Origin of the sequence: Streptomyces katrae, assembly GCF_000966975.1 — a bacterium.
Lineage (GTDB): Bacteria > Actinomycetota > Actinomycetes > Streptomycetales > Streptomycetaceae > Streptomyces > Streptomyces katrae.
On record NZ_JZWV01000204.1, the window covers coordinates 1 to 19394 of the forward strand.

General features: G+C 71.1%; 20 protein-coding genes and 2 pseudogenes. 10 read left to right on the forward strand and 12 right to left on the reverse strand.

Features of this window, described 5'->3' with window-relative positions; translation table 11 throughout:
- A partial coding sequence (locus VR44_RS09320; protein ID WP_045946936.1) for a helix-turn-helix transcriptional regulator occupies positions 1-402 on the forward strand: 402 nt, incomplete at its 5' end.
- Positions 403-826: 424 nt separating this feature from the next.
- Here VR44_RS09320 and VR44_RS09325 read toward each other — a convergent pair.
- The 3 genes from VR44_RS09325 to VR44_RS09335 all read right to left on the reverse strand — a co-directional run bounded on the left by VR44_RS09325 (position 827) and on the right by VR44_RS09335 (position 3267).
- Positions 827-2137, reverse strand: a complete 1311-nt coding sequence (locus VR44_RS09325; RefSeq protein ID WP_094191522.1) for an outer membrane protein assembly factor BamB family protein — start codon at positions 2135-2137, stop codon at positions 827-829.
- Positions 2138-2208: 71 nt separating this feature from the next.
- The gene (locus VR44_RS09330; RefSeq protein WP_045946938.1) at positions 2209-2406 is read right to left on the reverse strand and encodes a hypothetical protein; all 198 of its coding nucleotides are present in this window, start codon (positions 2404-2406) and stop codon (positions 2209-2211) included.
- Between the two features lie 9 nt (positions 2407-2415).
- Entirely contained in the window at positions 2416-3267 is an 852-nt protein-coding gene (locus VR44_RS09335; RefSeq protein WP_045946939.1) for a helix-turn-helix domain-containing protein, read from the reverse strand.
- 249 nt (positions 3268-3516) lie between these two features.
- Here VR44_RS09335 and VR44_RS09340 point away from each other — a divergent pair, with 249 nt between their 5' ends.
- A complete protein-coding gene (locus tag VR44_RS09340) occupies positions 3517-4017 on the forward strand; it encodes an ATP-binding protein (RefSeq protein WP_045946940.1) in 501 nt (166 codons plus the stop codon).
- A gap of 21 nt (positions 4018-4038) precedes the next feature.
- Here VR44_RS09340 and VR44_RS09345 read toward each other — a convergent pair whose 3' ends face one another.
- Entirely contained in the window at positions 4039-5247 is a 1209-nt protein-coding gene (locus tag VR44_RS09345) for a TIGR03118 family protein (RefSeq protein WP_052713517.1), read from the reverse strand.
- A 202-nt stretch (positions 5248-5449) separates the two neighbouring features.
- Here VR44_RS09345 and VR44_RS09350 point away from each other — a divergent pair.
- Positions 5450-6015 (forward strand): annotated as a pseudogene (locus VR44_RS09350) (DUF4291 domain-containing protein).
- 38 nt (positions 6016-6053) lie between these two features.
- Here the strand turns inward: VR44_RS09350 and VR44_RS09355 are convergent.
- Entirely contained in the window at positions 6054-6470 is a 417-nt protein-coding gene (locus tag VR44_RS09355) for a VOC family protein (protein ID WP_045946941.1), read from the reverse strand.
- A gap of 10 nt (positions 6471-6480) precedes the next feature.
- The gene (locus VR44_RS09360; RefSeq protein ID WP_211275044.1) at positions 6481-6912 is read right to left on the reverse strand and encodes a helix-turn-helix transcriptional regulator; all 432 of its coding nucleotides are present in this window, start codon (positions 6910-6912) and stop codon (positions 6481-6483) included.
- Positions 6913-6968: 56 nt separating this feature from the next.
- Between VR44_RS09360 and VR44_RS09365 the strand changes: the two genes are divergently transcribed.
- Positions 6969-7286 carry a putative quinol monooxygenase gene (locus VR44_RS09365; protein WP_045946942.1) on the forward strand — a complete coding sequence of 106 codons (318 nt, stop codon included), beginning with the start codon at positions 6969-6971 and terminating at the stop codon, positions 7284-7286.
- A 12-nt stretch (positions 7287-7298) separates the two neighbouring features.
- On the opposite strand, the gene VR44_RS09370 is transcribed toward VR44_RS09365, so the two are convergent.
- On the reverse strand, positions 7299-7883 hold the full coding sequence (locus VR44_RS09370; protein WP_169790992.1) for a Uma2 family endonuclease: 585 nt from the start codon (positions 7881-7883) through the stop codon (positions 7299-7301).
- A gap of 202 nt (positions 7884-8085) precedes the next feature.
- Here VR44_RS09370 and qcrB point away from each other — a divergent pair.
- A pseudogene (gene qcrB / locus VR44_RS09375) lies at positions 8086-9684 on the forward strand (cytochrome bc1 complex cytochrome b subunit); the annotation flags it as partial.
- A 103-nt stretch (positions 9685-9787) separates the two neighbouring features.
- On the opposite strand, the gene ctaF reads toward qcrB, so the two are convergent.
- The 3 genes from ctaF to VR44_RS09385 all read right to left on the reverse strand — a co-directional run bounded on the left by ctaF (position 9788) and on the right by VR44_RS09385 (position 12610).
- Positions 9788-10177 (reverse strand): aa3-type cytochrome oxidase subunit IV, encoded by a 390-nt coding sequence (ctaF, locus tag VR44_RS41025; protein WP_052713518.1) that lies wholly within the window; start codon positions 10175-10177, stop codon positions 9788-9790.
- The gene (gene ctaD, locus VR44_RS09380) at positions 10167-11825 is read right to left on the reverse strand and encodes an aa3-type cytochrome oxidase subunit I (RefSeq protein WP_045946944.1); all 1659 of its coding nucleotides are present in this window, start codon (positions 11823-11825) and stop codon (positions 10167-10169) included. Before ctaD ends, ctaF begins: the two co-directional genes overlap by 11 nt.
- A 191-nt stretch (positions 11826-12016) precedes the next feature.
- Entirely contained in the window at positions 12017-12610 is a 594-nt protein-coding gene (locus tag VR44_RS09385) for a TetR/AcrR family transcriptional regulator (RefSeq protein ID WP_045946945.1), read from the reverse strand.
- A gap of 130 nt (positions 12611-12740) precedes the next feature.
- Here VR44_RS09385 and VR44_RS09390 point away from each other — a divergent pair, with 130 nt between their 5' ends.
- From VR44_RS09390 to VR44_RS09400, 3 genes are all read left to right on the forward strand, one after another.
- Positions 12741-14324 carry an MDR family MFS transporter gene (locus tag VR44_RS09390; RefSeq protein ID WP_045946954.1) on the forward strand — a complete coding sequence of 528 codons (1584 nt, stop codon included), beginning with the start codon at positions 12741-12743 and terminating at the stop codon, positions 14322-14324.
- A 254-nt stretch (positions 14325-14578) separates the two neighbouring features.
- A complete protein-coding gene (locus VR44_RS09395) occupies positions 14579-15346 on the forward strand; it encodes a polysaccharide deacetylase family protein (protein ID WP_045946946.1) in 768 nt (255 codons plus the stop codon).
- Positions 15347-15452: 106 nt separating this feature from the next.
- On the forward strand, positions 15453-15773 hold the full coding sequence (locus VR44_RS09400; RefSeq protein WP_045946947.1) for a hypothetical protein: 321 nt from the start codon (positions 15453-15455) through the stop codon (positions 15771-15773).
- A 29-nt stretch (positions 15774-15802) separates the two neighbouring features.
- Here the strand turns inward: VR44_RS09400 and VR44_RS09405 are convergent, their stop codons facing one another.
- Complete coding sequence (locus tag VR44_RS09405; protein ID WP_245691651.1) at positions 15803-16945, reverse strand: serine hydrolase domain-containing protein; 1143 nt, start codon at positions 16943-16945, stop codon at positions 15803-15805.
- A gap of 164 nt (positions 16946-17109) precedes the next feature.
- Here VR44_RS09405 and VR44_RS09410 point away from each other — a divergent pair, with 164 nt between their 5' ends.
- Positions 17110-17742: a hypothetical protein gene (locus VR44_RS09410; protein ID WP_045946949.1), complete on the forward strand. Its 633-nt coding sequence runs from the start codon at positions 17110-17112 to the stop codon at positions 17740-17742.
- 148 nt (positions 17743-17890) lie between these two features.
- On the opposite strand, the gene VR44_RS09415 is transcribed toward VR44_RS09410, so the two are convergent.
- Positions 17891-19180, reverse strand: coding sequence for an extracellular solute-binding protein (locus VR44_RS09415; RefSeq protein ID WP_045946950.1), 1290 nt, complete (start codon positions 19178-19180; stop codon positions 17891-17893).
- A gap of 2 nt (positions 19181-19182) precedes the next feature.
- Between VR44_RS09415 and VR44_RS46355 the strand changes: the two genes are divergently transcribed.
- Positions 19183-19394: hypothetical protein (locus VR44_RS46355; RefSeq protein WP_211275045.1), on the forward strand; the 212-nt coding region annotated here is incomplete at its 3' end.

Below are 19394 nucleotides of genomic sequence, written 5' to 3' on the forward strand. Positions count from 1 at the left end.
TCGATGACCGGCCCGGCCGCGGCGGCGGCCGAAACCCTCGCGGCCCGGATCGTCGCCCTCCCGTCCCGGACGCGGCGGCCGGTCCGCGACGCGGTGGAACGGGCCCTCACCGACGGCACCGTCCTACGGCTCTCGTACGCCGACGCGACCGGCCGCGCCAGCGAACGCGCCGTGGAACCGGCCGGCCTGCTCACCGCCGAGGGCCACTGGTACCTCATCGCCTGGTGCCGCACCCGCCGGGCGGGCCGCGGCTTCCGCCTGGACCGCATCACGGAAGCCACCCCGACCGACGAACCGGCCCGCCCCCACGACCTGCCCACCCTCCTCCGCGGCTCGTCGGCCGCCACCGCGACCCCGCCGGCCGCGCTGGACGGGAGACCGGGCGCGCCTCTGGTTCCGTGAGAATGAGGGACGGCGTCGTGTCAGTTGGCCCTAAACCCCCGGTCCTTGACCACCGTGTCGAAGAACGCCTTGGTCCTTGACGGTTCGGGCCGGGTCAGCTGCCGCTGTGGGCGGGGAGAGGGTTGGATCCTGCGTGCTGTCCGGGCGGGGCGCCGGGGTGTGCGTGTGCGTGGGCGGTTGGCAGGAGCCAGGTGGCGATGAGTGCGGTCAGGAGGGCGGTCCACCACGCGATGCGGGCGCGCGTGGTGAACGGGGCGGGCTGGCGCATCATGTCTTCTTCCGAGAGAAGCGGATGATGCGAAAAGCTAGCGAAACGCGAGGTTCCGGTCGGGCATGTCGGCCCGGGGCGGGGTGTGTCGTCAGCCGTCCGGGTCGATCAGGTGGTCGGCCTTGCCGGTCTTGCTCCCCCTGAGCGGGCCGCCGCTCACCACCGTTCGTAGGCGGTGAAGGTGTGGTCGCCGCCCGTCCCCGCGATGATGAGCTGCCCGTCGTGCTCGTAGAGGGTGCCGGCACCGGGCACGGCGTCGCGGAAACGGCGGTCGTCGAGTTCCTCGCCGTTGTCGGCGTCGTACTCCAGCAGGTCGGTGATCTTGCTGCTCTGGGTGGACCACTCGCCCAGGACGGTGATCCGGTCACCCCGCGCGGTCAGCGCGGCGGCGGGGTCGTCCAGGGTCACCTTCCACACCTCCTCGCCGGTCGTCAGGTCGAAGGCGACGAGCCGGTGCCGCTGTCCCTTCTCCCAGAAACCTTCCAGTGCGTACATGCGCTCGCCCGTGATGGCCGTCTGCGGGTAGTCGGGCTCGCCGGTCCGGCCGCGTCCGCCGCTGAACTCGATGCCGGGGCGCGGCCGTCCGTCCTGGCCGAAGGGGGTGTATCTGCCCGTGTCGCTGAGGACCAGGGGGTCCGTCGATTCGATGGCCACGGTGGAGCCCAGGCGCACGGGGCGGCGGGCGTCGACGGGGACGTTCCAGTTCAGGGCGCCGGTCTCGCGGTTGAAGGCGGCCGTCATCAGCTCCGGCCCGTCAGAGCTGCCGGGACTCACGCGATCGGCACCCCCGCATTCCAGGACCGCGAAGACCTGCTCCTTGCCCACGGACACCTGCTGCGGGCCGCACCGGTCGGGCAGCGCCGCCGTCCAGCGGGGCTTTCCGGTGCGCAGGTCGAGGGCGCGCAGCGAGGTGTGCTCGTCCTTGGTCCGCGCCCCCAGCGCGTCGCGGTGGTCATGGGCGACGAGGGCGAGGTCCCGGCCCGTGTCCAGGAACCGGGCGCCCTGGCCGAGCCGGCCGGTCGTGACCGTCCGCTGGGCGGTCCACAGCTGCCGCCCGTCCTTCACGTCGAGGGCGAGGACGGTCGCACAGCCCTTGCCCTGCGGGGCGGGCTCGCTCGCCCCGCCGCCTTCCTCGCCGTAGGCGACGAGCAGGACCGACGCGTCCGCGTGCCGGGCGCTCCCGCAGATCTGGGACCGGCCGGGCGGTACGTACTCCCAGAGCTTCTTGCCGTTCTGCCCGTCGGCGATGCCGAAGCCGGTGACCGCGTCGAACCGGCTGCGGACGGCGACGTCACCGACGACCCATGTCCCGCTGGGACGCCCGTCGGCGGGCCGGTCCTTCGCGGCTGCCCACGTCCGCACGACGGCGTCGCCCGGCAAATAGCCGTTGTGCGACAGGATCCAGGCCGTGATCGACGCGATCACCGCCAGTGTGACGGCGGTTCCCGCCAACGTCTTCCCCGACATCGCGAGGCCCCCCTCTTGACGTTCTTTCGACGAACGCTGATCAGGGTAAGGGGGTACCGGTGGCCTGCCGGCTATTCGTCCAGCAGGTGGTCGGCCTTGCCGGCCTTGATGTCCCGGATGAGGGCGGAGAGGGCCTCTCGGGTGTCGACCAGCGGGGTGTCCTCCCGTCCCGCGACGGCGATGTAGCTGTTGCCGTCCTGGTCCACCCCGAGCCGGTAGCAGCTGGCACCTTCGGCGCAGTAGGGGTCTTCCCACGTGATGTCGGCCATCAGGTCCTCTCAGAGTTGGCGGGCGAGGGCGTGGATGAAATCCCGTGATTCGGCAGGTGGCAGGCTGAGCCGTTCCATCCACTCCAGTTGCTGTCGGTACTTGGCCAATTGGGCCTCGGTGTGCAGGAAATCGGGGCCGTGCGTGCTGTCCACCTGCACGGTGTCGAGCTGGGGGACGGGTCCCTCCAGGTAGTTGACCGTTTGGCCGGCGCCCGGGAAGCCGCCTGCGTCGAAGGTGAGGACGCGCAGGATGATGTTGTCCCGTTCGGACATGTGCCCGAGGTACTCCAGCTGTGCCCGTGCCACTTTGGGCCCGCCGAACTGCATGCGCAGGGCTGCTTCGTGCACGACCGCGACGTATTCGGGCGCCGAGTCGCCCTCGATCACCCGTTGGCGCTCCAGCCGGTGCGCGACCCGCATCGTCACCTGTTCCTCCGGAAGCGTGGGCACGGCGAACCGGAAGAGGGCCATGGCGTGTTCGCTGGTCTGCAGCAGGCCGGGGATGTGGACCGAGTGCGCACAGAGCATGCGCGTCGCGTGGGATTCCAGTTCGGCGATGTCCAGTATCGCGGCCGACAGGGACCCCCGGTAGCGCTCCCACCACCCGCGCTTGCGGGTCTGCGTCATCGCGACGAGAGCGTTGATGTACTCCTCGTCCGCGCAGTCGCAGTGGCAGGCCAGTGCGCGGAGGCGCTCCTCGCTGATGGCGCGGATCCCCTGCTCGATCGCAGAGACCTTGGACCGGTCGAGGCCGAGCAACCCGGCAGCGGACTCCGCAGATACGTCGGCTGCCACTCTCATCTTGCGCAGCTCGGCGCCCAGTCGCTTCTGCCGTTCTGTCGGCGAGGTGCGTGGCGGCATGCGTGCAGTGTGCCGTGTCATGGGGCACCGGATCCATCCTGCCGCCCGATCCAAGCAAGCGGGTGGCCAATAGCCCACCTATCGCGCTACTTTAGGTAGCGCACCGCTCACCCAGGGGAGTCGAAGTGCATCGCCGCAGCATGCCTCGGCCTCGGCGACGGGCCACCTCCCCACACCGCGTGAGCCATCCGTGCGCGTCGAGCTTCCTACGCCAATTCGCCGTCCATCCAGACGACTTGGGAGCCGAACATGCTCACCCCCTTCAGCGCGCCCTTCTTCGCCACCCCCACCGCCTGCCCGGTCGCCCCCGACCACCCCGCGCAACCGGCCCCGCCGGACGGGCTCTCGTGCAGCATGACGTTGCCCGCCTCCGCCCGGTCGGCCGGGATCGCCCGGCAGGCCGTGCGGGCGGCCCTGCATGCCTACGCGCTCGACCCCCTCGAAGCCACCGCCGTGCAGGCCGCCTCCGAACTCATGGGTTCCGCCTGGCGGATGGACCCGTACGGTGAGCTGTACCTGTCGCTGAGGCATCGGGACGACGCCCTCCGCCTTATCGTGTACGACGGCCACCCCGCCCACGCCCAGCCCCGCCTCGCCGCCCTCTGCGAAGCCCGCCGCCGGGCCACCCTCCGGGTGTTCGCCGCGCTCGTCCGGGACCACGGCGGGGAGTGGGGGGTCGGGCCCTCCCGCGAACCCGGCGGGGGGACCCGTACGTGGGCCACGCTCCCCCTCCGGGTCCGGACCGCGTAGCCGCCGCGGCGGCGGGGCCGGTCAGCGCTCGGCGCGGATGACTCCGAGCAGGCCGTTCTCCTCGTCGTTGATCCCCGCCGCGAACCAGACGGCCTCACGGCCGCCGGACTTGTCGGTGCCGCGCTTGAGCCCCCAGAGGCCGGGGATCGCGATCGGGCGGCCGTTGCGGTCCTCGACGGTGCCCTTGAACTTGCCGCTGTGCCGGTCGAAGACGTTGATGCGGCCGTCGCCGAAGTTGCCGACGAGCAGGTCGCCGGCGAACTTCCCGAATCCCTTCGGCGCGATCTCCAGACCCCAGGGCGAGTTGAGGACGCCGTCGCTCGCGAAGCGCTTCAGCAGGCGCCCCTCCTTGCTGTACACGTCGATGAAGCCGTGGCCCGCGCCGGGGACGTCGTCCTCCTTGTCCTCGTCCTGCAAGGCGTAGGTGACGAAGACCTTGTGGTCGATCTCCTTGATGTTGAACGGCGCATAGCCGGCCGGCAGGTTCGGGTCCCGGAACGCGCCGTCCGGCGGCAGGAGGCGGAAGTCCTCGTCGAAGACGTCGACGCGCGCGCCACGGAAGTTCGCGACGAGCACCCTCGGCTCGCCGCGCTCATGGCTCCGCTCCTCCTGGCCCTCCTGGGCCGCCTGGTCCTTGCGGCCCTCCCGGTCCTCCTTCAGGCGGACCAGCTCCAGCCCCTTGAAGATGGCGGTCTCGCCGCCGCTGTCCTCGTGGGCGACCGGGATCGCGTTCGTCCGGTTGACCTCCGCGTTGTACGCGAACAGGTCGCCGTGCTCCCCGGCGAAGAGGAAACGGGCCGGGCCGGTGCGCCCGGGCGGGTTGGGGTCCGTGAATTCGAGGTCGTCGCCGTCGTTGCGCACCACCCCCGTGGGCGCGCCGTCCCTGGGGAAGGTCACCACCCGGTTCAGGACGCGGACGGGCTGCCCCTTCTGACCGCCCGAGTAGGTCGTGGCCAGATCGGTGTGGTTGTCCGAGACCAGGAGCTGTCCGGCGCGGTTGGTCGCCAGGCCCCACGGGTTGGCCAGATGGGGATCGGTCACCTGGGCCCGGCCCGGGATGTCCGATACGAGGTCGACCTCCTGGAAGCCGTGGTCCTTCCGGGGATGTGGGTCCCCCGGGAGGGGCGGTGCCGCGGCGGTGAGGGCGCCGACGGTGCCGAGGGTCAGTGCGGCGGCCACCAGGCGGGTGCTCAGGGGGCGGGGGCGGCGGGACGAAGCGGGCTGGGACATGCGGGTGCTCCACTCCAGCGGGGGCGAACCGGTCGGAGCCATCACAGTGGGAGGGCACGTCGGCGGTCCGGCCGACACGCGACGCCCCGCACGCTCCCCTCGAACGGCCGCGCCCAACCAGCCGAGGGGATCCCACACCCGGCAGGGGGACGGGACGAAACCCGTTCGCGCCGCCGGCCGGCCGGATGACAGGGTGCGGGGCATGGCACGCCAGTACGAGATCCGGGCCGACCACGACGCGCACACGATCGTCGTCTACCAGGCCTACGCCCCCGCCATCGCCGACGCCGCCCTCCGCGCGGGCCGTTTCGTCGCTCCGTTCTCCTTCGGGCGGATGACGTGGATCAAGCCGTCCTTCCTCTGGCTGATGCACCGCAGAACTGGGCCCGCAAGCCCGGCCAGGAGCGGATCCTCGCCGTGCGGATCAGCCGGACGGGGTGGGAGGAGGCCCTGTCCCGGGCCGTGCTCACGACGACGTCCGACCCCGCCGCCCTCGCCGGCGCGGCGGTGCACGTCCAGTGGGACCCCGAGCGCTCCGCACGCGGGGCCGCGCTGAACCACTACAGCATCCAGGTCGGCATCGGCCGTGACCTCATCCGCACCTTCACCGACGAGTGGACCACCGGCATCACCGACCTCACCCCGCAGGTCCGCAAGGCCGCCGCCCTGATCCAGGGCGGGCAGGCCGCCAAGGCGCAGCGGCTGCTGCCGCCCGAACGGGTCTACCCGCTGCCCGCCGCCTTGGAGGCCCGGCTCAGCCGGCCCTGAGGCCCGGGGCCAGGGCGTACGCCGTCAGGGGCGCCGCGTCAGCCCTTGCGGGGCTGGTTGAAGCGCAGCATGTTCCCGGCCGGGTCGCGGAAGGCGCAGTCGCGGACCCCGTACGGCTGGTCCATCGGCTCCTGGAGCACGTCACCGCCCGCGGCGCGGATCCGCTCGAAGGTGGCGTCCACGTCGTCGGTGGTGAAGATGACCCCGCGCAGCATGCCCTTCGCCAGCAGCTCCGCGACGGCCTGGCGGTCGGCAGGGGTGGCGTTCGGGTCGGCGAGCGGGGGCTCCAGGACGATCTCCACGTCCGGCTGCTCGGGAGAGCCGACCGTCACCCAGCGCATGTTCTCGTACCCGACGTCGTTGCGGACCTCCAGGCCCAGGACGTCCCGGTAGAAGGGGATGGCCTTGTCGTGGTCGTCGACGGCGATGAAGCACTGCGAGAGCTTGATTCCCATGGCTCCGACGCTACGCGCGGGTGTCGGGTTTGGCTTCTCCGTTCCTGACCGGTCGCGTGTGGATCTTGGCGATGCAGGCGGGGATGGCGGCGCTGTCGCCGTGGTCGCGGGCCCGGTAGGCGCTCGGGCTCTCGCCGACCAGCTCGGTGAAACGGGAGCTGAACGAGCCCAGCGACGTACAGCCGACCTCGAAGCAGACCTCCGTCACCGACAGGTCGCCGCGCCGCAGCAGGGCCTTCGCCCGTTCGATGCGGCGGGTCATGAGGTAGCCGTACGGGGTCTCGCCGTAGGCGGCCCGGAAGCTGCGCTGGAAGTGGCCGACCGACATCAGGGCGATGCGCGCCAGGGCGGGGACGTCCAACGGCTTCGCGTAGTCGCGGTCCATCGCGTCACGGGCCCGGCGCAGCCGGACGAGGTCCTCCAGGTTCACGCCGTCCACCATCTCACAGGGCGAAATCGGCCTGCCAGAGCCGATCTTGGACGCCTAGGCTGCGCCGCATGTCGAAGCAGCCGCCGCAGCAGCCCGTGAAACTGGTCGTCCTGATCACCACCCTCCCCGGCCGGGGCCGGGAGCAGCGGGAGGCGTACGAGCGCCTCGCGCCGCTGGTCCGCGCGGAAGAGGGCTGCCTGCGCTACGACCTCCACGGGGTGACGGGCGACCCCGACCGCTTCGTCCTGATCGAGGAGTGGACCTCGCAGGAGGCCCTGGCCGCCCACGACACCACCCCCCACATGCTCGAAGCCGACGCCACCACCCCCACCTTCCGCGCGGGCCCGGCCCAGGTCCTCCAACTGACCGCCGCGCCCTTGGCCTGACTCCGGTCCCGCTCAGGTGGTCTTGAACACCGTCGTGTCGATCTTGCAGTCGAACGGCGCGGGCACCGGCAGGGGGGTGCCGAAGGAGACGGTCTTGTGGGCCCGATAGCCCTGCGGGGACGGGTCGGAGAAGCAGGCGATCTCCCCGCCCTGCGCGTCGACCACGAGGTAGACGGGCACGACCTGCCCGTAGACCTGCAGCTTCTCCTCCCAGTCCACGTCCCGCGGGGAGACGGAGGTGAACTCGGCGACGAGGGAGAGGGCTGCCGCGTCGGCATGCCGGCCGTCGGCGTCGAAGGCGGCCTCGTCCGCGACGTAGAGGTCCGGTCCGTAGGCGCGGCCGGCTGCCGGGAAGCTGAACAGGAAGGGCGAGGACTCGGCGATGTGCCCCTCAGGGGCGTGCTGCTCAAGCTGCTGCCGCAGGGCGCGCATGGAGCGCAGGTAACGCAGCTTCGACCACGGCGACACGATGATCTTCCCCCGGATGAGCTCGGCCTTGTAGCCGTCTGGTGTGTCCATTTCCTCGACCGCGCGCAGCACGTCCTCGAAGGTCCGTTCCCCCTCGACGGGCTCTATGGGCCGGGCTCGTTCGGTCATGGTCGTCACCGTGGTCCTCCGGGCGGCGTCGGTGTCTCGTCACGCTACGTGCCTCCCCTCAGGCTAGCGCCGCACGCCGGCATCCGCCCCGGCCTCGGCGCGCCCCCGTATCCCGATGCCCCCGTGTCTGTTCTGCCCCTGCCTGCCCCGGTTCGGTAGCGTGGTACGGCGTACGCGCCCGACGATCAGGAGGGGCACGCCGGTGCCGGGTTCCAAGCGGAGGACACGGGCGGTGGTGCGGGGTGCCGAGGCGCTGGACGCGCGGCTGCCGTTGGGGGAGGTGGCCCGGGGGGCGGTGCGGAAGGTGTTCCCCGACCACTGGTCGTTCCTGCTCGGCGAACTCGCCCTGTACAGCTTCGTCGTCCTGCTGCTGACCGGGGTGTACCTGTCCTTCTTCTTCGACCCCTCCATGCGCGAGAGCGTCTACCACGGCTCGTACGGGCCGCTGCGCGGCGTGCGCATGTCGCAGGCCTACCTCTCCACCCTCCGCATCAGCTTCGACGTCCGCGGCGGGCTGCTGATCCGGCAGGTCCACCACTGGGCGGCGATCGTCTTCCTCGCCGCCATCGGCGCCCACCTGCTGCGCATCTTCCTCACCGGGGCCTTCCGCCGCCCCCGCGAGCTCAACTGGACCATCGGCGTCACCCTGTTCGCGCTGGCCACGCTGGAGGGCTTCGCCGGCTACTCCCTCCCCGACGACCTGCTGTCCGGGACCGGGCTGCGCATCGCGCAGGGCGTCGCGATGTCGGTGCCGGTCGTCGGCACCTACCTGGCCTCCTTCGCCTTCGGCGGGGAGTTCCCCGGGACCGACATCGTCGCCCGGCTCTACCCCGTGCACATCCTGCTGGTGCCGGGCCTGCTGCTGGGCCTGATCACCGTGCACCTGCTGCTGGTCGTCCACCTCAAGCACACCCATTGGCCGGGGCCCGGCCGCACCGGCCGCAACGTCGTCGGCCTGCCCTTCTTCCCGCAGTACCTGGCCAAGTCGGGCGGGCTGTTCCTCCTCGTCTTCGGCCTGCTCGCCGCCCTCGCCGCCGTCGCGCAGGTCAACCCCATCTGGGCGTACGGGCCCTACCGGCCCGACTTCGTCTCCACCGGCTCCCAGCCCGACTGGTACATCGGCTTCCTGGAGGGCTCCCTGCGGCTGATGCCCGGGGCCGAGACCCGGCTGTGGGGGCACACGGTGGTGTGGAACCCGTTCGTGGCGGCCGTCCTGCTGCCCGGCGCGTTCTTCACCGTGCTGTACGCCTACCCCTTCTTCGAGCGCTGGATCACGGGCGACACCGGCGAACGCCACCTGTGCGACCGGCCCCGCGACCGGCCCGTCCGTACGGGGCTGGGCGCGGCGGCCCTCGCCTGGTACGCCGTGCTGCTGCTGGCCGGGGCCCAGGACATCCTCGCGTTCGTCTTCGCCGTGCCCCTGCCGGAGCTGACCTGGACCCTGCGCGTGGCCTTCTTCGCGGTGCCGGCGGTGGTGTTCTGGCTCACCCGGCGGCTGTGCCTGGCCCTCCGGGACCGGGAGCGGGAGCTGCTGGCCGAGGGTGAGGAGACGGGCCTGGTGCGCCAGGGCGTCGAGGGCGGCTTCCACCCCGAGCACCGGGCGCTGCCCCCCGCCGAGCGGTACCGGATGCTGGTCGGGGAGCAGCCCCGGCCGCTGGAGGACGACCAGGATCCGACCCGCCCCCTGCCGCACCGGGTGGCCGAGCGGGCCCGGGCGGCCATCAGCTCCTGGTACTACCGCGACCGCGTCCCCTACCCGGTGACCCCCGAGCAGCGCACGGAGATCGCCCCGAGCAGCGCACGGAGATCGCCGAGGTCACGGCCGGCCCGGACCGCCCGCCGGCCCCGTAGGCCCCGAGGTCCCGTAGGCCCGCCGGCCCCGCAGCCCCCGAGGTCCCGTGGCCCTACTCCGGGTGGCCGAGGTTCTGGAAGGCGAAGCCGAGGATCCCCGCCGCCAGTACCCCGAAGCCGATCAGGAACAGCCACAGCCCCTGCACCACCCCCAGCGCCGTCAGCGCGGCGCCGGCGGCGGTCAGGACGGGGTAGTGGCTGCGGTCGGGGAAGAAGATCCGCCGGCCGGAGGCCTCCAGCACCTCGGCGTCCCCGCGGTCCTCCGGCCGTTCCCCGCCCCGCCGGTGCTGGCGCCACAGGAAGGCGGCGACGAGGGCCGACATCACGAAGGACACGCACAGCGCGGAGCTGCCCGCCGGGTCGGTGGAGAACCAGCGGTAGACGACGGTGGTGGCCCCGAAGAACAGGGCCGTTCCGGTGAACAGCCAGGCCTCAGCCTTCACGGGGCACCTCCGGGTGGTGCAGGTCGAAGGCCGGGGACTCCGAGCGGATCCGCGGCACGGCGTGGAAGTTGTGGCGGGGCGGCGGACAGCTCGTCGCCCACTCCAGGGAACGGCCCCAGCCCCAGGGGTCGTCGACCGTCACCCGCGCACCCCCGCGCTGCGTCTTCCAGACGTTGTAGAGGAACGGCAGCGTGGAGACCCCCAGCAGGAAGGCGCCGATCGAGGACAGGGTGTTGAGGAGGGTGAACCCGTCCGACGCCAGGTAGTCGGCGTAGCGGCGCGGCATGCCCTGCTCGCCCAGCCAGTGCTGGACCAGGAAGGTCAGCTGGAATCCGGGGAACAGGGTCCAGAAGTGCAGCCGGCCCAGCCGCTCGTCCAGCATCCGGCCGGTCAGCTTGGGCCACCAGAAGTAGAGCCCGCCGAAGGTGGCGAAGACGATCGTGCCGAAGAGGACGTAGTGCAGGTGGGCCACGACGAAGTAGCTGTCGGTGAGGTGGAAGTCCAGCGGCGGGGAGGCGATCAGCACCCCGGTGAGGCCGCCCAGCAGGAAGGTGACGAGGAAGCCGATCGACCACAGCATCGGTGTCTCGAAGGACAGCGAGCCGTGCCACATCGTGCCGATCCAGTTGAAGAACTTCACCCCCGTCGGCACGGCGATCAGGAAGGACAGCAGGGAGAAGAACGGCAGCAGGACCGCGCCCGTCGCGAACATGTGGTGCGCCCACACGGTCGCGGACAGGCCGGTGATGGCGATCGTCGCCCCGATCAGGGACACGTACCCGAACATGGGCTTGCGGCTGAAGACCGGCAGGATCTCGCTGACCACGCCGAAGAACGGCAGGGCCACGATGTAGACCTCCGGATGGCCGAAGAACCAGAACAGGTGCTGCCACAGCAGCGCACCCCCGTTCGCCGCGTCGAAGACGTGCGCGCCGAACTTGCGGTCCGCCTCCAGGGCCAGCAGGGCGGCCGTGAACACGGGGAACGCCAGCAGCGCCAGGATGGACGTGAACAGCACGTTCCAGGTGAAGATCGGCATCCGGAACAGGGTCATGCCCGGCGCGCGCAGGCAGACGATCGTGGTGATGAAGTTGACCGCGCCGAGGATGGTGCTCAGGCCCGCCACGGCCAGCCCCATCGCCCACAGGTCGGGGCCCGTCCCGGGGGAGTACACGGCGCCGTTGAGCGGGGCGTACGCGAACCAGCCGAAGGCCGCCGCCCCGTCGGCGGTCAGGAAGCCCGAGACCACCATCAGGCCGCCGAACAGGTACACCCAGTACGTGAAGGCGTTCATCCGGGGGAAGGCCACGTCCGGCGCCCCGATCTGCAGCGGCATCACCGCGTTGGCGAAACCGGTGAAGGTCGGCGTCGCGAACAGCAGCATCATGATCGTGGCGTGGACGGTGAGCAGCTCGTTGTACTGCTGGTTCGACACGATCTGCAGCCCCGGCCGGGCCAGTTCCGCCCGCATCACCAGCGCCAGCACCCCGGCGACGAGGAAGAAGCCGAAGGCCGTCACCAGGTAGAGGTTGCCGATCACCTTGTGGTCGGTGGTCGAAAGCCAGCGCAGCACCGCCGAGCCCTGCCGGACCCGCCGTACGGTCCGGGCCGCCGTATCCGGCGGGGGTGAGGGGTCCAGCGCCGTCATCGGTCCTCCAGGGGGCCTCGCAGCTTCACGGCCCCGCGGCCTCGCGGTCCCGCCGCCGAGCGTGCACCCCCTTCGACTACCGGCCGCCCGCCCCGCCGCCCGCCCGACGCGCCGGTGCCCGCCCGCGCCCGGCCGCCGTATCCCCCACCCGGGGGAGCCCGGGCCCGGCCGGGGCCCGGCCGGGCCCCGGCCTACTCCCCGCCGTGGGCGCGGGTGATGAGGTCCGTCGCGACCTCCAGGGCGGCCAGCCGGGTCGCCTCCGGGTCGGCCTCGTCCACGTGCTGGAGGAACATCATCCCCGCGTGCAGCGTGAACAGGGCGCTCACGCAGCGCACCTGGTCCGCCAGCGGCCCGTCCTCCGTGCGCAGCAGCTCCACCAGCTTCAGGATGCGCTGCTTGACGATCTCCCCGATGCTCAGCTCCCGCATCGTCGCCTGGTTCTCGTGCATGAACCGGTACAGCTGCCTGCCGGTGGCCAGCGCCTCGCTGTAACGGCGCAGCATCTCGCGCTTGGTCTCCAGCGTCTTCGGCTGTTCCTGCGCCCATTCGATCAGCTCGTCGATGGACCGCGTACGGTCGTCGAAGACGCTGATGATGATGTCTTCCTTGGTCTTGAAGTGGTAGTAGAGGGCGGCCTTCGTGACGTCCAGCCGCTCCGCGATCTCGCGGAGCGAGGTCTTCTCGTACCCCTGCTCGGCGAAGAGCTCCAGCGCGACGTCCTGGATGCGCTGGCGCGTGTTCCCCCGCTTGACCTGCGGTCCCGTGCCGCTGGAGCTGCTGGACATGTGTCTCCCCACGAACTTACTTGACGCCCGGCTAGTGACGGGTCTACCTTCCCCAGTGTAGTGAACTAGCCGGGCGGCAAGTAAGTGTCCGCGCGGCGAATGAAGAAGATCGGTGTCACGGGGAGTGGACATGGGCGACGCAGTGAAGCAGGCCGGAGCGGCGGAGGAGGTGAAGCCGCGCAGCGTACGGGTGGTCCTGATGGCACTCATGATCGCCATGCTGCTCGCGATGCTCGACAACATGATCATCGGCACCGCGATGCCGACCATCGTCGGCGAGCTCGGCGGCCTCGAACACCTCTCCTGGGTGGTCACCGCCTACACCCTGGCCACCGCCGCCTCCACCCCCATCTGGGGCAAGGTCGGCGACATGTACGGGCGCAAGGGCTCCTTCCTCACCTCGATCGTCATCTTCCTCATCGGCTCGGCCCTCAGCGGCATGGCCCAGGACATGGGCCAGCTGATCGGCTTCCGCGCCGTCCAGGGCCTGGGCGCCGGCGGTCTGATGGTCGGCGTCATGGCGATCATCGGCGACCTGATCCCGCCCCGTGAGCGCGGCAAGTACCAGGGCATGATGGCCGGCGTGATGGCCCTCGCCATGATCGGCGGCCCGCTGGTCGGCGGCACCATCACCGACCACATGGGCTGGCGCTGGTCCTTCTACATCAACCTCCCGCTCGGCGCCGTCGCCCTCGCGATGGTCTCGGCGGTCCTGCACCTCCCGAAGAAGAAGGCGCAGGGGAAGATCGACTACCTCGGCGCGGCCCTGCTGACCGTGGCCATCACCTCGACCGTCCTCGTGACGACCTGGGGCGGCACCGAGTACGCCTGGGGCTCCGGCCAGATCATCGGCCTGATCGTGGTGGGCGTCCTGGCCATCGCCGCCTTCCTCTGGGCCGAGACCAAGGCCGCCGAGCCGGTCATGCCGCTGCACATCTTCCGCAGCCGCAACTTCACCCTGATGTCCGTCATCGGCTTCCTCGTCGGCTTCGCCATGTTCGGCGGCGTGCTCTACCTCCCGCTCTTCCAGCAGGCGGTCCAGGGCGCCTCCGCCACCAACTCCGGCCTGCTGCTCCTGCCGATGCTGCTCTCGATGATGGTCGTCTCGCTCATCGCGGGCCGCATCACCACCAGCACCGGCAAGTACAAGGTCTTCCCGATCGCCGGCGGCGCCCTCATGGTCGTCGGACTGTTCCTGCTCGCCACCATGGACACCGGCACCACGCGCCTGGTCTCCGGCCTCTACATGGCCGTCCTCGGCGCCGGCCTCGGCTTCCTGATGCAGATCACCATGCTGGTCGCCCAGAACAGCGTGGAGATGAAGGACATGGGTGTCGCCTCCTCCTCGGCCACCCTCTTCCGCACCCTCGGCGGCTCCTTCGGCGTGGCCCTGATGGGCTCCCTGTTCACCTCCCGGGTCACGGACACCATGTCCGAGCGCCTCGGCCCGCAGGCCGCCAAGGCCTCCGGTTCCGCCCAGCTCGACGCGGCCAGCCTGGCCAAGCTGCCCGAGGCCGTACGCGACGCCTACCAGCACGCGGTGGCGGCCGGCACGCACTCGGCGTTCCTGCTCGGCGCGGCGATCGCCGTCCTCGGCTTCGCGCTCGCCTGGTTCGTCAAGGAGGTCCCGCTGCGGGGCGCCGGCCCTGCCCAGGCCGGCGGCGGCCCCGAGGCCAAGGCCGCCTCCTCCCCGGCGGACTCGTTCGCGCACTGACGCGCACGGACCGAGAACACGGCCCAAGAGGCGGGTGGGGCCCGGGATTCCCCGGGCCCCACCCGCCTCTTCGCATGTTCCAGGGGCCTGAGGGACACCTGTGTCCAGAGCGGCTATAAAGGACCAAAGTCCTCATTACCTGGAATTTATGGGGTAATTCAGGGGAACCTTCTCAGGTTCGAAGGCGTCCTGATCCACATGACGCGCACGCAGAAGCACAGCCTCCGGGCCCGGATAGCCGTCGCGGCCTCACCGTGTGGGGGGTCACCACCCTCGTCCCCGCCGGCGAGGACCACCCCCTCCCCAGCCATGGGAACGCGTCAGGGAGCAGCGCCGCCCCGGGAGACGGGAAGCGGGGCGGCGGCGCGAGCGCGACGCCCTCCTCCTCCGTGCCCGACGGCATCGCCCACGCCTCGGAGGCCGGCGGGAACGCCGTCGACATCACCATCGACGACGGCCCCGACCCCCGCTGGACCCCCCAGGTCCTCGACGTCCTGGCCAAGTACGACGTGAAGGCCGTCTTCTGCATGATCGGCCCGCAGGCCAAGGCCCACCCGGACCTGGTCAAGCAGGTCGTCGCGGCCGGCCACCGGCTCTGCGACCACACCATGGACCACGACACGGCCATGGACAAGAAGCCCGTCGCCTACCAGGAGGCGCAGATTCTCGACGCGAAGAAGCTGATCGAGGAGGCCGCCGGCGGCGGCGCCAGGGTCGAGTACTACCGCAGGGTCGAGTACTACCGCGCCCCCGGCGGGGCCTTCACCCCCGACAGCCGGCGCATCGCCGCGGCCGCCGGGATGCGCCCCCTCGGCTGGAACGTCGACACCAAGGACTTCGGCAGGCCCGGCACCGCCGCCATCGTCGCCAACGTCAAGCGCGAGATCGGCAACGGCCCCACGGTGCTCTTCCACGACGGGGGCGGCGACCGCCGCCAGACCGTCGCCGCCCTCGACCAGGTACTGGGCTGGCTCAAGGACGAGGGGCGGCCGACCGGCTTCCCGGTCCGCACCGCCCCCTGACACGCCGTCGCACGGCGAACGGGTGAGGGTCTGGGACCCGGCCCGGCCCACGGTGTTCCCTGGTCGCGCACGCAGCCCCGTACGACCGCACCCGCCAGGAGGCCCCGTGATCCCCGTGAACCAGCTCAGCGACCCCGCCGTCCGCGCCTTCGTCGCGGCCCTCAACGCCGGCGACCAGCAGGCGTTCGGCGCGGCCCTGACGCCGGGCGCGACCATGTCCGACGACGGCAGCGACCGCGACCTGAACGACTGGGCCGAGCGGGAGATCTTCTCCTCCAACGGCCACATGGACGTCGAGGCCGAGTCCGACGGCGGCCGCTCCCTGGTCGCCGACTACCGCAACGACACCTGGGGATCGATGCGCACCGCCTGGCGGTTCACCGTCTCCGACGGCCGCGTCAGCCGCTTCGAGACCGGCCAGGCCTGAACACCGGACCCGACGGACCCCACCGGCCCCTACAGCCCCCGCGCCACCTGAAGCACCGCCGCCGTCAGCGGCCCGTTCTCCGGGGCGATCCCGCCCGGGAAGCCGAAGCGGCGGCGCGTGTACCCGTACGCGATGCCCGTCACCGGGTCGGCGAACCCGTTGGCGCCCGCCGCGCCGCAGTGCCCGAAGGCCTCCGGGCCCACCGCGTGCTGCTTCTCGAAGCCCAGCCCGAAGTGGTCCGCCTCCGGGACCACCGCGTCCTGCCCCGGGGTGTGCAGCCGCGCGACCTCGGCCACCATGTCCGGCTCCAGCAGCGCCGGCCGGCCGTCCAGCCCGCTGATCGCGGCCGCGTACAGGGCCGCGATACCGCGCGCCGTGCCGACGCCGCCCGCCGAGGCCGGGCCGAGGGCCTTCACCCTGGGGTGGTTGGCGTACGTGACCGGGTCCATCCCGTGGTGCATGTTGAACGCCACCCGCATCCGCTCCGGCAGCGGCCCGCCCGCGGCCAGCGCCTCCAGCTGCGCCGGCGTCGGCAGCATCTCCAGCACGGGCTTCCAGCGGCCCTCCAGTTCGGCCGGCAGCCCCATGTACAGGTCCAGTCCGTACGGCGCCCGCACCCGCTCCTCGTAGACCTCCTGGATCGAACGGCCCGTCACCCGGCGCACGACCTCACCGGTCAGCGCGCCGATCACGAAGGCGTGGTAGCCGTACGCCGTCCCCGGCTCCCAGTGCGGCTTCTGCCGGGCCAGCGCGGCCGCCACGAGGGCGTCGTCCGCGATCAGCTCGTACGAGAACTCGTCGACGGCGATCAGCCCGGAGCCGTGGGCGACCAGCTGCCGCACCGTCAGTCGCTCCTTGCCGTCGCCCTTGAACTCCGGCCAGTACTCCGACACCGGCCGGTCCAGGTCGAGTACGCCCTCCTGCGCCAGCAGCGCCACCACCAGGTGGGCAGCGCCCTTGGTGATCGAGAAGACCCCGCTGAGGGTGCCCCCGTCGGTGTCCTCGCCGCCCCACAGGTCCACCACGGTCCGGCCGTGGTGACGCACCGCCAGCTGGGCCTCCGGGGAGTGCGGTTCCGCCGCCACGAAGGCCTCGAACGCCTCGCGGACCGGCTCCCAGCCCGCCTCGACCGTCCCATTGATCGTCATGCCCATGACATCCCCCGTATCCATCCGCAGATCGTTCCGTCGTTCTGCGCCCACACAACCAGAGCCGGTGGGCTCATATGCCCGCCATGGCCGGAATCTGTCACCTGTGACCGCCCGCCCCGCTCACGTACGGGTGAACGCGCGGCCCGTGACGTTCCAGCCCGCCGCCGGGGCCCGTTGGACCGGGCATGAAGCGCACCCGCACCGCCGCTCTCACCGTCACCGTCGCCGCAGCCGTCGCGGCCCTCACCCCCGTCCTCGGCCAGGCGGCCGCCACCGCCGCCGACGGCAAGGGGGAGGGCAAGGGGAACCTCCCCCAGGACCCGGTCGGGAGCGGCAGGTCGTGGAGCAAGGACCAGAAGCACAAGGTGGAGGGGGAGGCCCGCTTCCACCCGGGGGTGCAGTACGAGACCGTCACCCGGCCCGGCACCGCGGCCGCCCCCGAGTGGGAGCGCAAGACCGGGAACCCGGACACGCTGGCCTGGCTGCCCTCGTACGAGTTCGCCTGGACGGTCTCCGACGTGCTGGTGAACAAGGGCCTGACCACGAAGAACGGCAAGCACCCCCTCGTCCTGCACGCCGTGCTGCGCGACGCGGGACACACCGCGGTCGCGGAGGTGCGCAAGGAGCTGGCCGGACAGGCCGCGACGGGCCGTCAGAAGGTGGCGGGGAACAAGCGGATCGCGTGCGACACCGGCGACTACACGGTGGAGTGGACGATCGAGCGCCCCGGCTACGCGAAGGTGGGCGGCACGCTGCGCTGGAACTCCAGCTGCGAGCAGTACCGGACGGCGTTCGCGGCGGAGCACACCGGGAAGTAGCCGCGGAAGGGTGGCCTGCCGCCCTGCGCACCTTGTGGGTGCTCGTCGGGCGACGCGGCCACGGCTCCTGGATCAAGGGCCGTGAACCATTCTGCCGTACGGGGAAGGGGCGTGACGGGGGTCGAAGGTCCCGTCCGGCCGGTCTTTTTCAGCCCTTTTTCCGGCCCGCCTCGGCCGCCTTCGCGGCGATGCCCTCCAGCACCGCCTTGGCGTCGCCGTTCGCGTCGACGGCGTGGCCGATGTTGCGCTTGATGGTGTCGCTGACCGTCACCCACGACGGGTCGTTGACCGGGTAGAGCTGCGCGCCGCGCAGGGCCGTCAGGAACTGCTCGTCGTTGCGGTCGAGGCCGCCGCCCGAGGGGGTGCGGGAGGCCGAGACCGTCGAGGGCAGCAGGTGGTAGCGGCCGGCGAAGTCCGACAGGTTCTTGTCCTGGTAGACGAAGTCCAGGAACTTGCCGATCTCCGCGCCCTTCCCGTTCTGCTTGAACGCCATCATCCAGTCGGCCACGCCCACCGTCGGCGGGGTCTCGCCCGCACCGAGGGTGTCCGAGACCGGCATGGGCACGGCGTTGACCGTCATGCCCTTGGCGCGGGCCTCGTGCAGCAGCGAGGGGTAGCCGTTGACCATGCCGACCTCGCCGCGCAGGAACGCGGCGAAGGCGTCGGCGCGGTTGAGCTGGGACGGCGGGGTCGGACCGGTGAGGCCCGGGGTGACCAGCTTCTCCTTGAGCCAGCGGAACGTCGAGATGTTCTGGTCGGAAGCGAGGCTGTAGTTGCCGCTGTTGTCGGCGTACCCGCCGCCGTTGCTCAGCTCCCAGATCATCGCCTCGGCATGCGCCTCCTCGGGGCCCAGCGGCAGGGCGACCGGGTACTTCACGCCCTTTTCCTTGAGCGCCTTGGCATCGGCCGTCAGGTCGGACCAGGTCTTCGGCGCATTGGTGATGCCGGCCTGCCTGAACAGGGTGTCGTTGTAGAAGAGGAGACGGCTGGACGCCACGAACGGCAGGCCGTAGAGGGTGTTGCCGACGGAGCCGGCCTCGGCGAGCGGCTGGAGGAAGTTCGCCTCGGCGCTGATCGAGAGCAGTTCTTCCGCGGAATACAGTTTTCCCTGGGCCGCGAAGTCCGAGTAGGAACCCATCAGTGCCATGTCCGGCGCATTGCCGGCCTTGACCATACGGGAGACCTCGCGGTCGATGTCGGCCCAGGGCAGGAGCTGCACCTGGACCTTGATGCCCGGGTTGGCGGCGGTGAAATCCTTCGTCACCTTGTCCCAAAAGGCCTTGGAGCTGTTGGCCGGGCTGTCGCCGTATTCGGCGGCCACCAGGCGCAGCGTACCGCTGTCACCTGCGTCGCCGGCGGAAGATCCGCAGCCGGACAGCGGCACGAGCAGGCCGAACACGGTCGCCGTGGCGGCCGCGCCGAATATTCTTCGTTGCACGGGTGGATACCCCTGATTTTCTTTTGAGTCCGGATATTACTTATGAGTTGCTCCGGGCTGGGGTGTCCCGCCGTGGCCCGTCCTGGCCGGAATTCTCTCCCGAGGGCGGCGGAGTTGTTTCCATTGGGTCGGCACTTGTGTTCAATGCTCCAAAAAGGCTTTTCCGTATTTGTGTTTTCGAATATGCCCCGATGGAATTGGACGCGCGTAGACC

Coding starts and splice junctions, on each gene's coding strand:
- VR44_RS09365 (WP_045946942.1), top strand. CDS start 6,969: ATGTCGAAGCAGCCGCCGCAGCAGCCCGTGAAACTGGTCGTCCTGATC.
- ctaD (WP_045946944.1), bottom strand. CDS start 11,825: ATGACGGCGCTGGACCCCTCACCCCCGCCGGATACGGCGGCCCGGACC.
- VR44_RS09355 (WP_045946941.1), bottom strand. CDS start 6,470: ATGGGAATCAAGCTCTCGCAGTGCTTCATCGCCGTCGACGACCACGAC.
- VR44_RS09360 (WP_211275044.1), bottom strand. CDS start 6,912: ATGGTGGACGGCGTGAACCTGGAGGACCTCGTCCGGCTGCGCCGGGCC.
- VR44_RS09330 (WP_045946938.1), bottom strand. CDS start 2,406: ATGGCCGACATCACGTGGGAAGACCCCTACTGCGCCGAAGGTGCCAGC.
- VR44_RS09340 (WP_045946940.1), top strand. CDS start 3,517: ATGCTCACCCCCTTCAGCGCGCCCTTCTTCGCCACCCCCACCGCCTGC.
- VR44_RS09410 (WP_045946949.1), top strand. CDS start 17,110: ATGAAGCGCACCCGCACCGCCGCTCTCACCGTCACCGTCGCCGCAGCC.
- VR44_RS09370 (WP_169790992.1), bottom strand. CDS start 7,883: ATGACCGAACGAGCCCGGCCCATAGAGCCCGTCGAGGGGGAACGGACC.
- VR44_RS09335 (WP_045946939.1), bottom strand. CDS start 3,267: ATGCCGCCACGCACCTCGCCGACAGAACGGCAGAAGCGACTGGGCGCC.
- VR44_RS09345 (WP_052713517.1), bottom strand. CDS start 5,247: ATGTCCCAGCCCGCTTCGTCCCGCCGCCCCCGCCCCCTGAGCACCCGC.
- VR44_RS09325 (WP_094191522.1), bottom strand. CDS start 2,137: ATGTCGGGGAAGACGTTGGCGGGAACCGCCGTCACACTGGCGGTGATC.
- VR44_RS09390 (WP_045946954.1), top strand. CDS start 12,741: ATGGGCGACGCAGTGAAGCAGGCCGGAGCGGCGGAGGAGGTGAAGCCG.
- VR44_RS09405 (WP_245691651.1), bottom strand. CDS start 16,945: ATGGATACGGGGGATGTCATGGGCATGACGATCAATGGGACGGTCGAG.
- VR44_RS09385 (WP_045946945.1), bottom strand. CDS start 12,610: ATGTCCAGCAGCTCCAGCGGCACGGGACCGCAGGTCAAGCGGGGGAAC.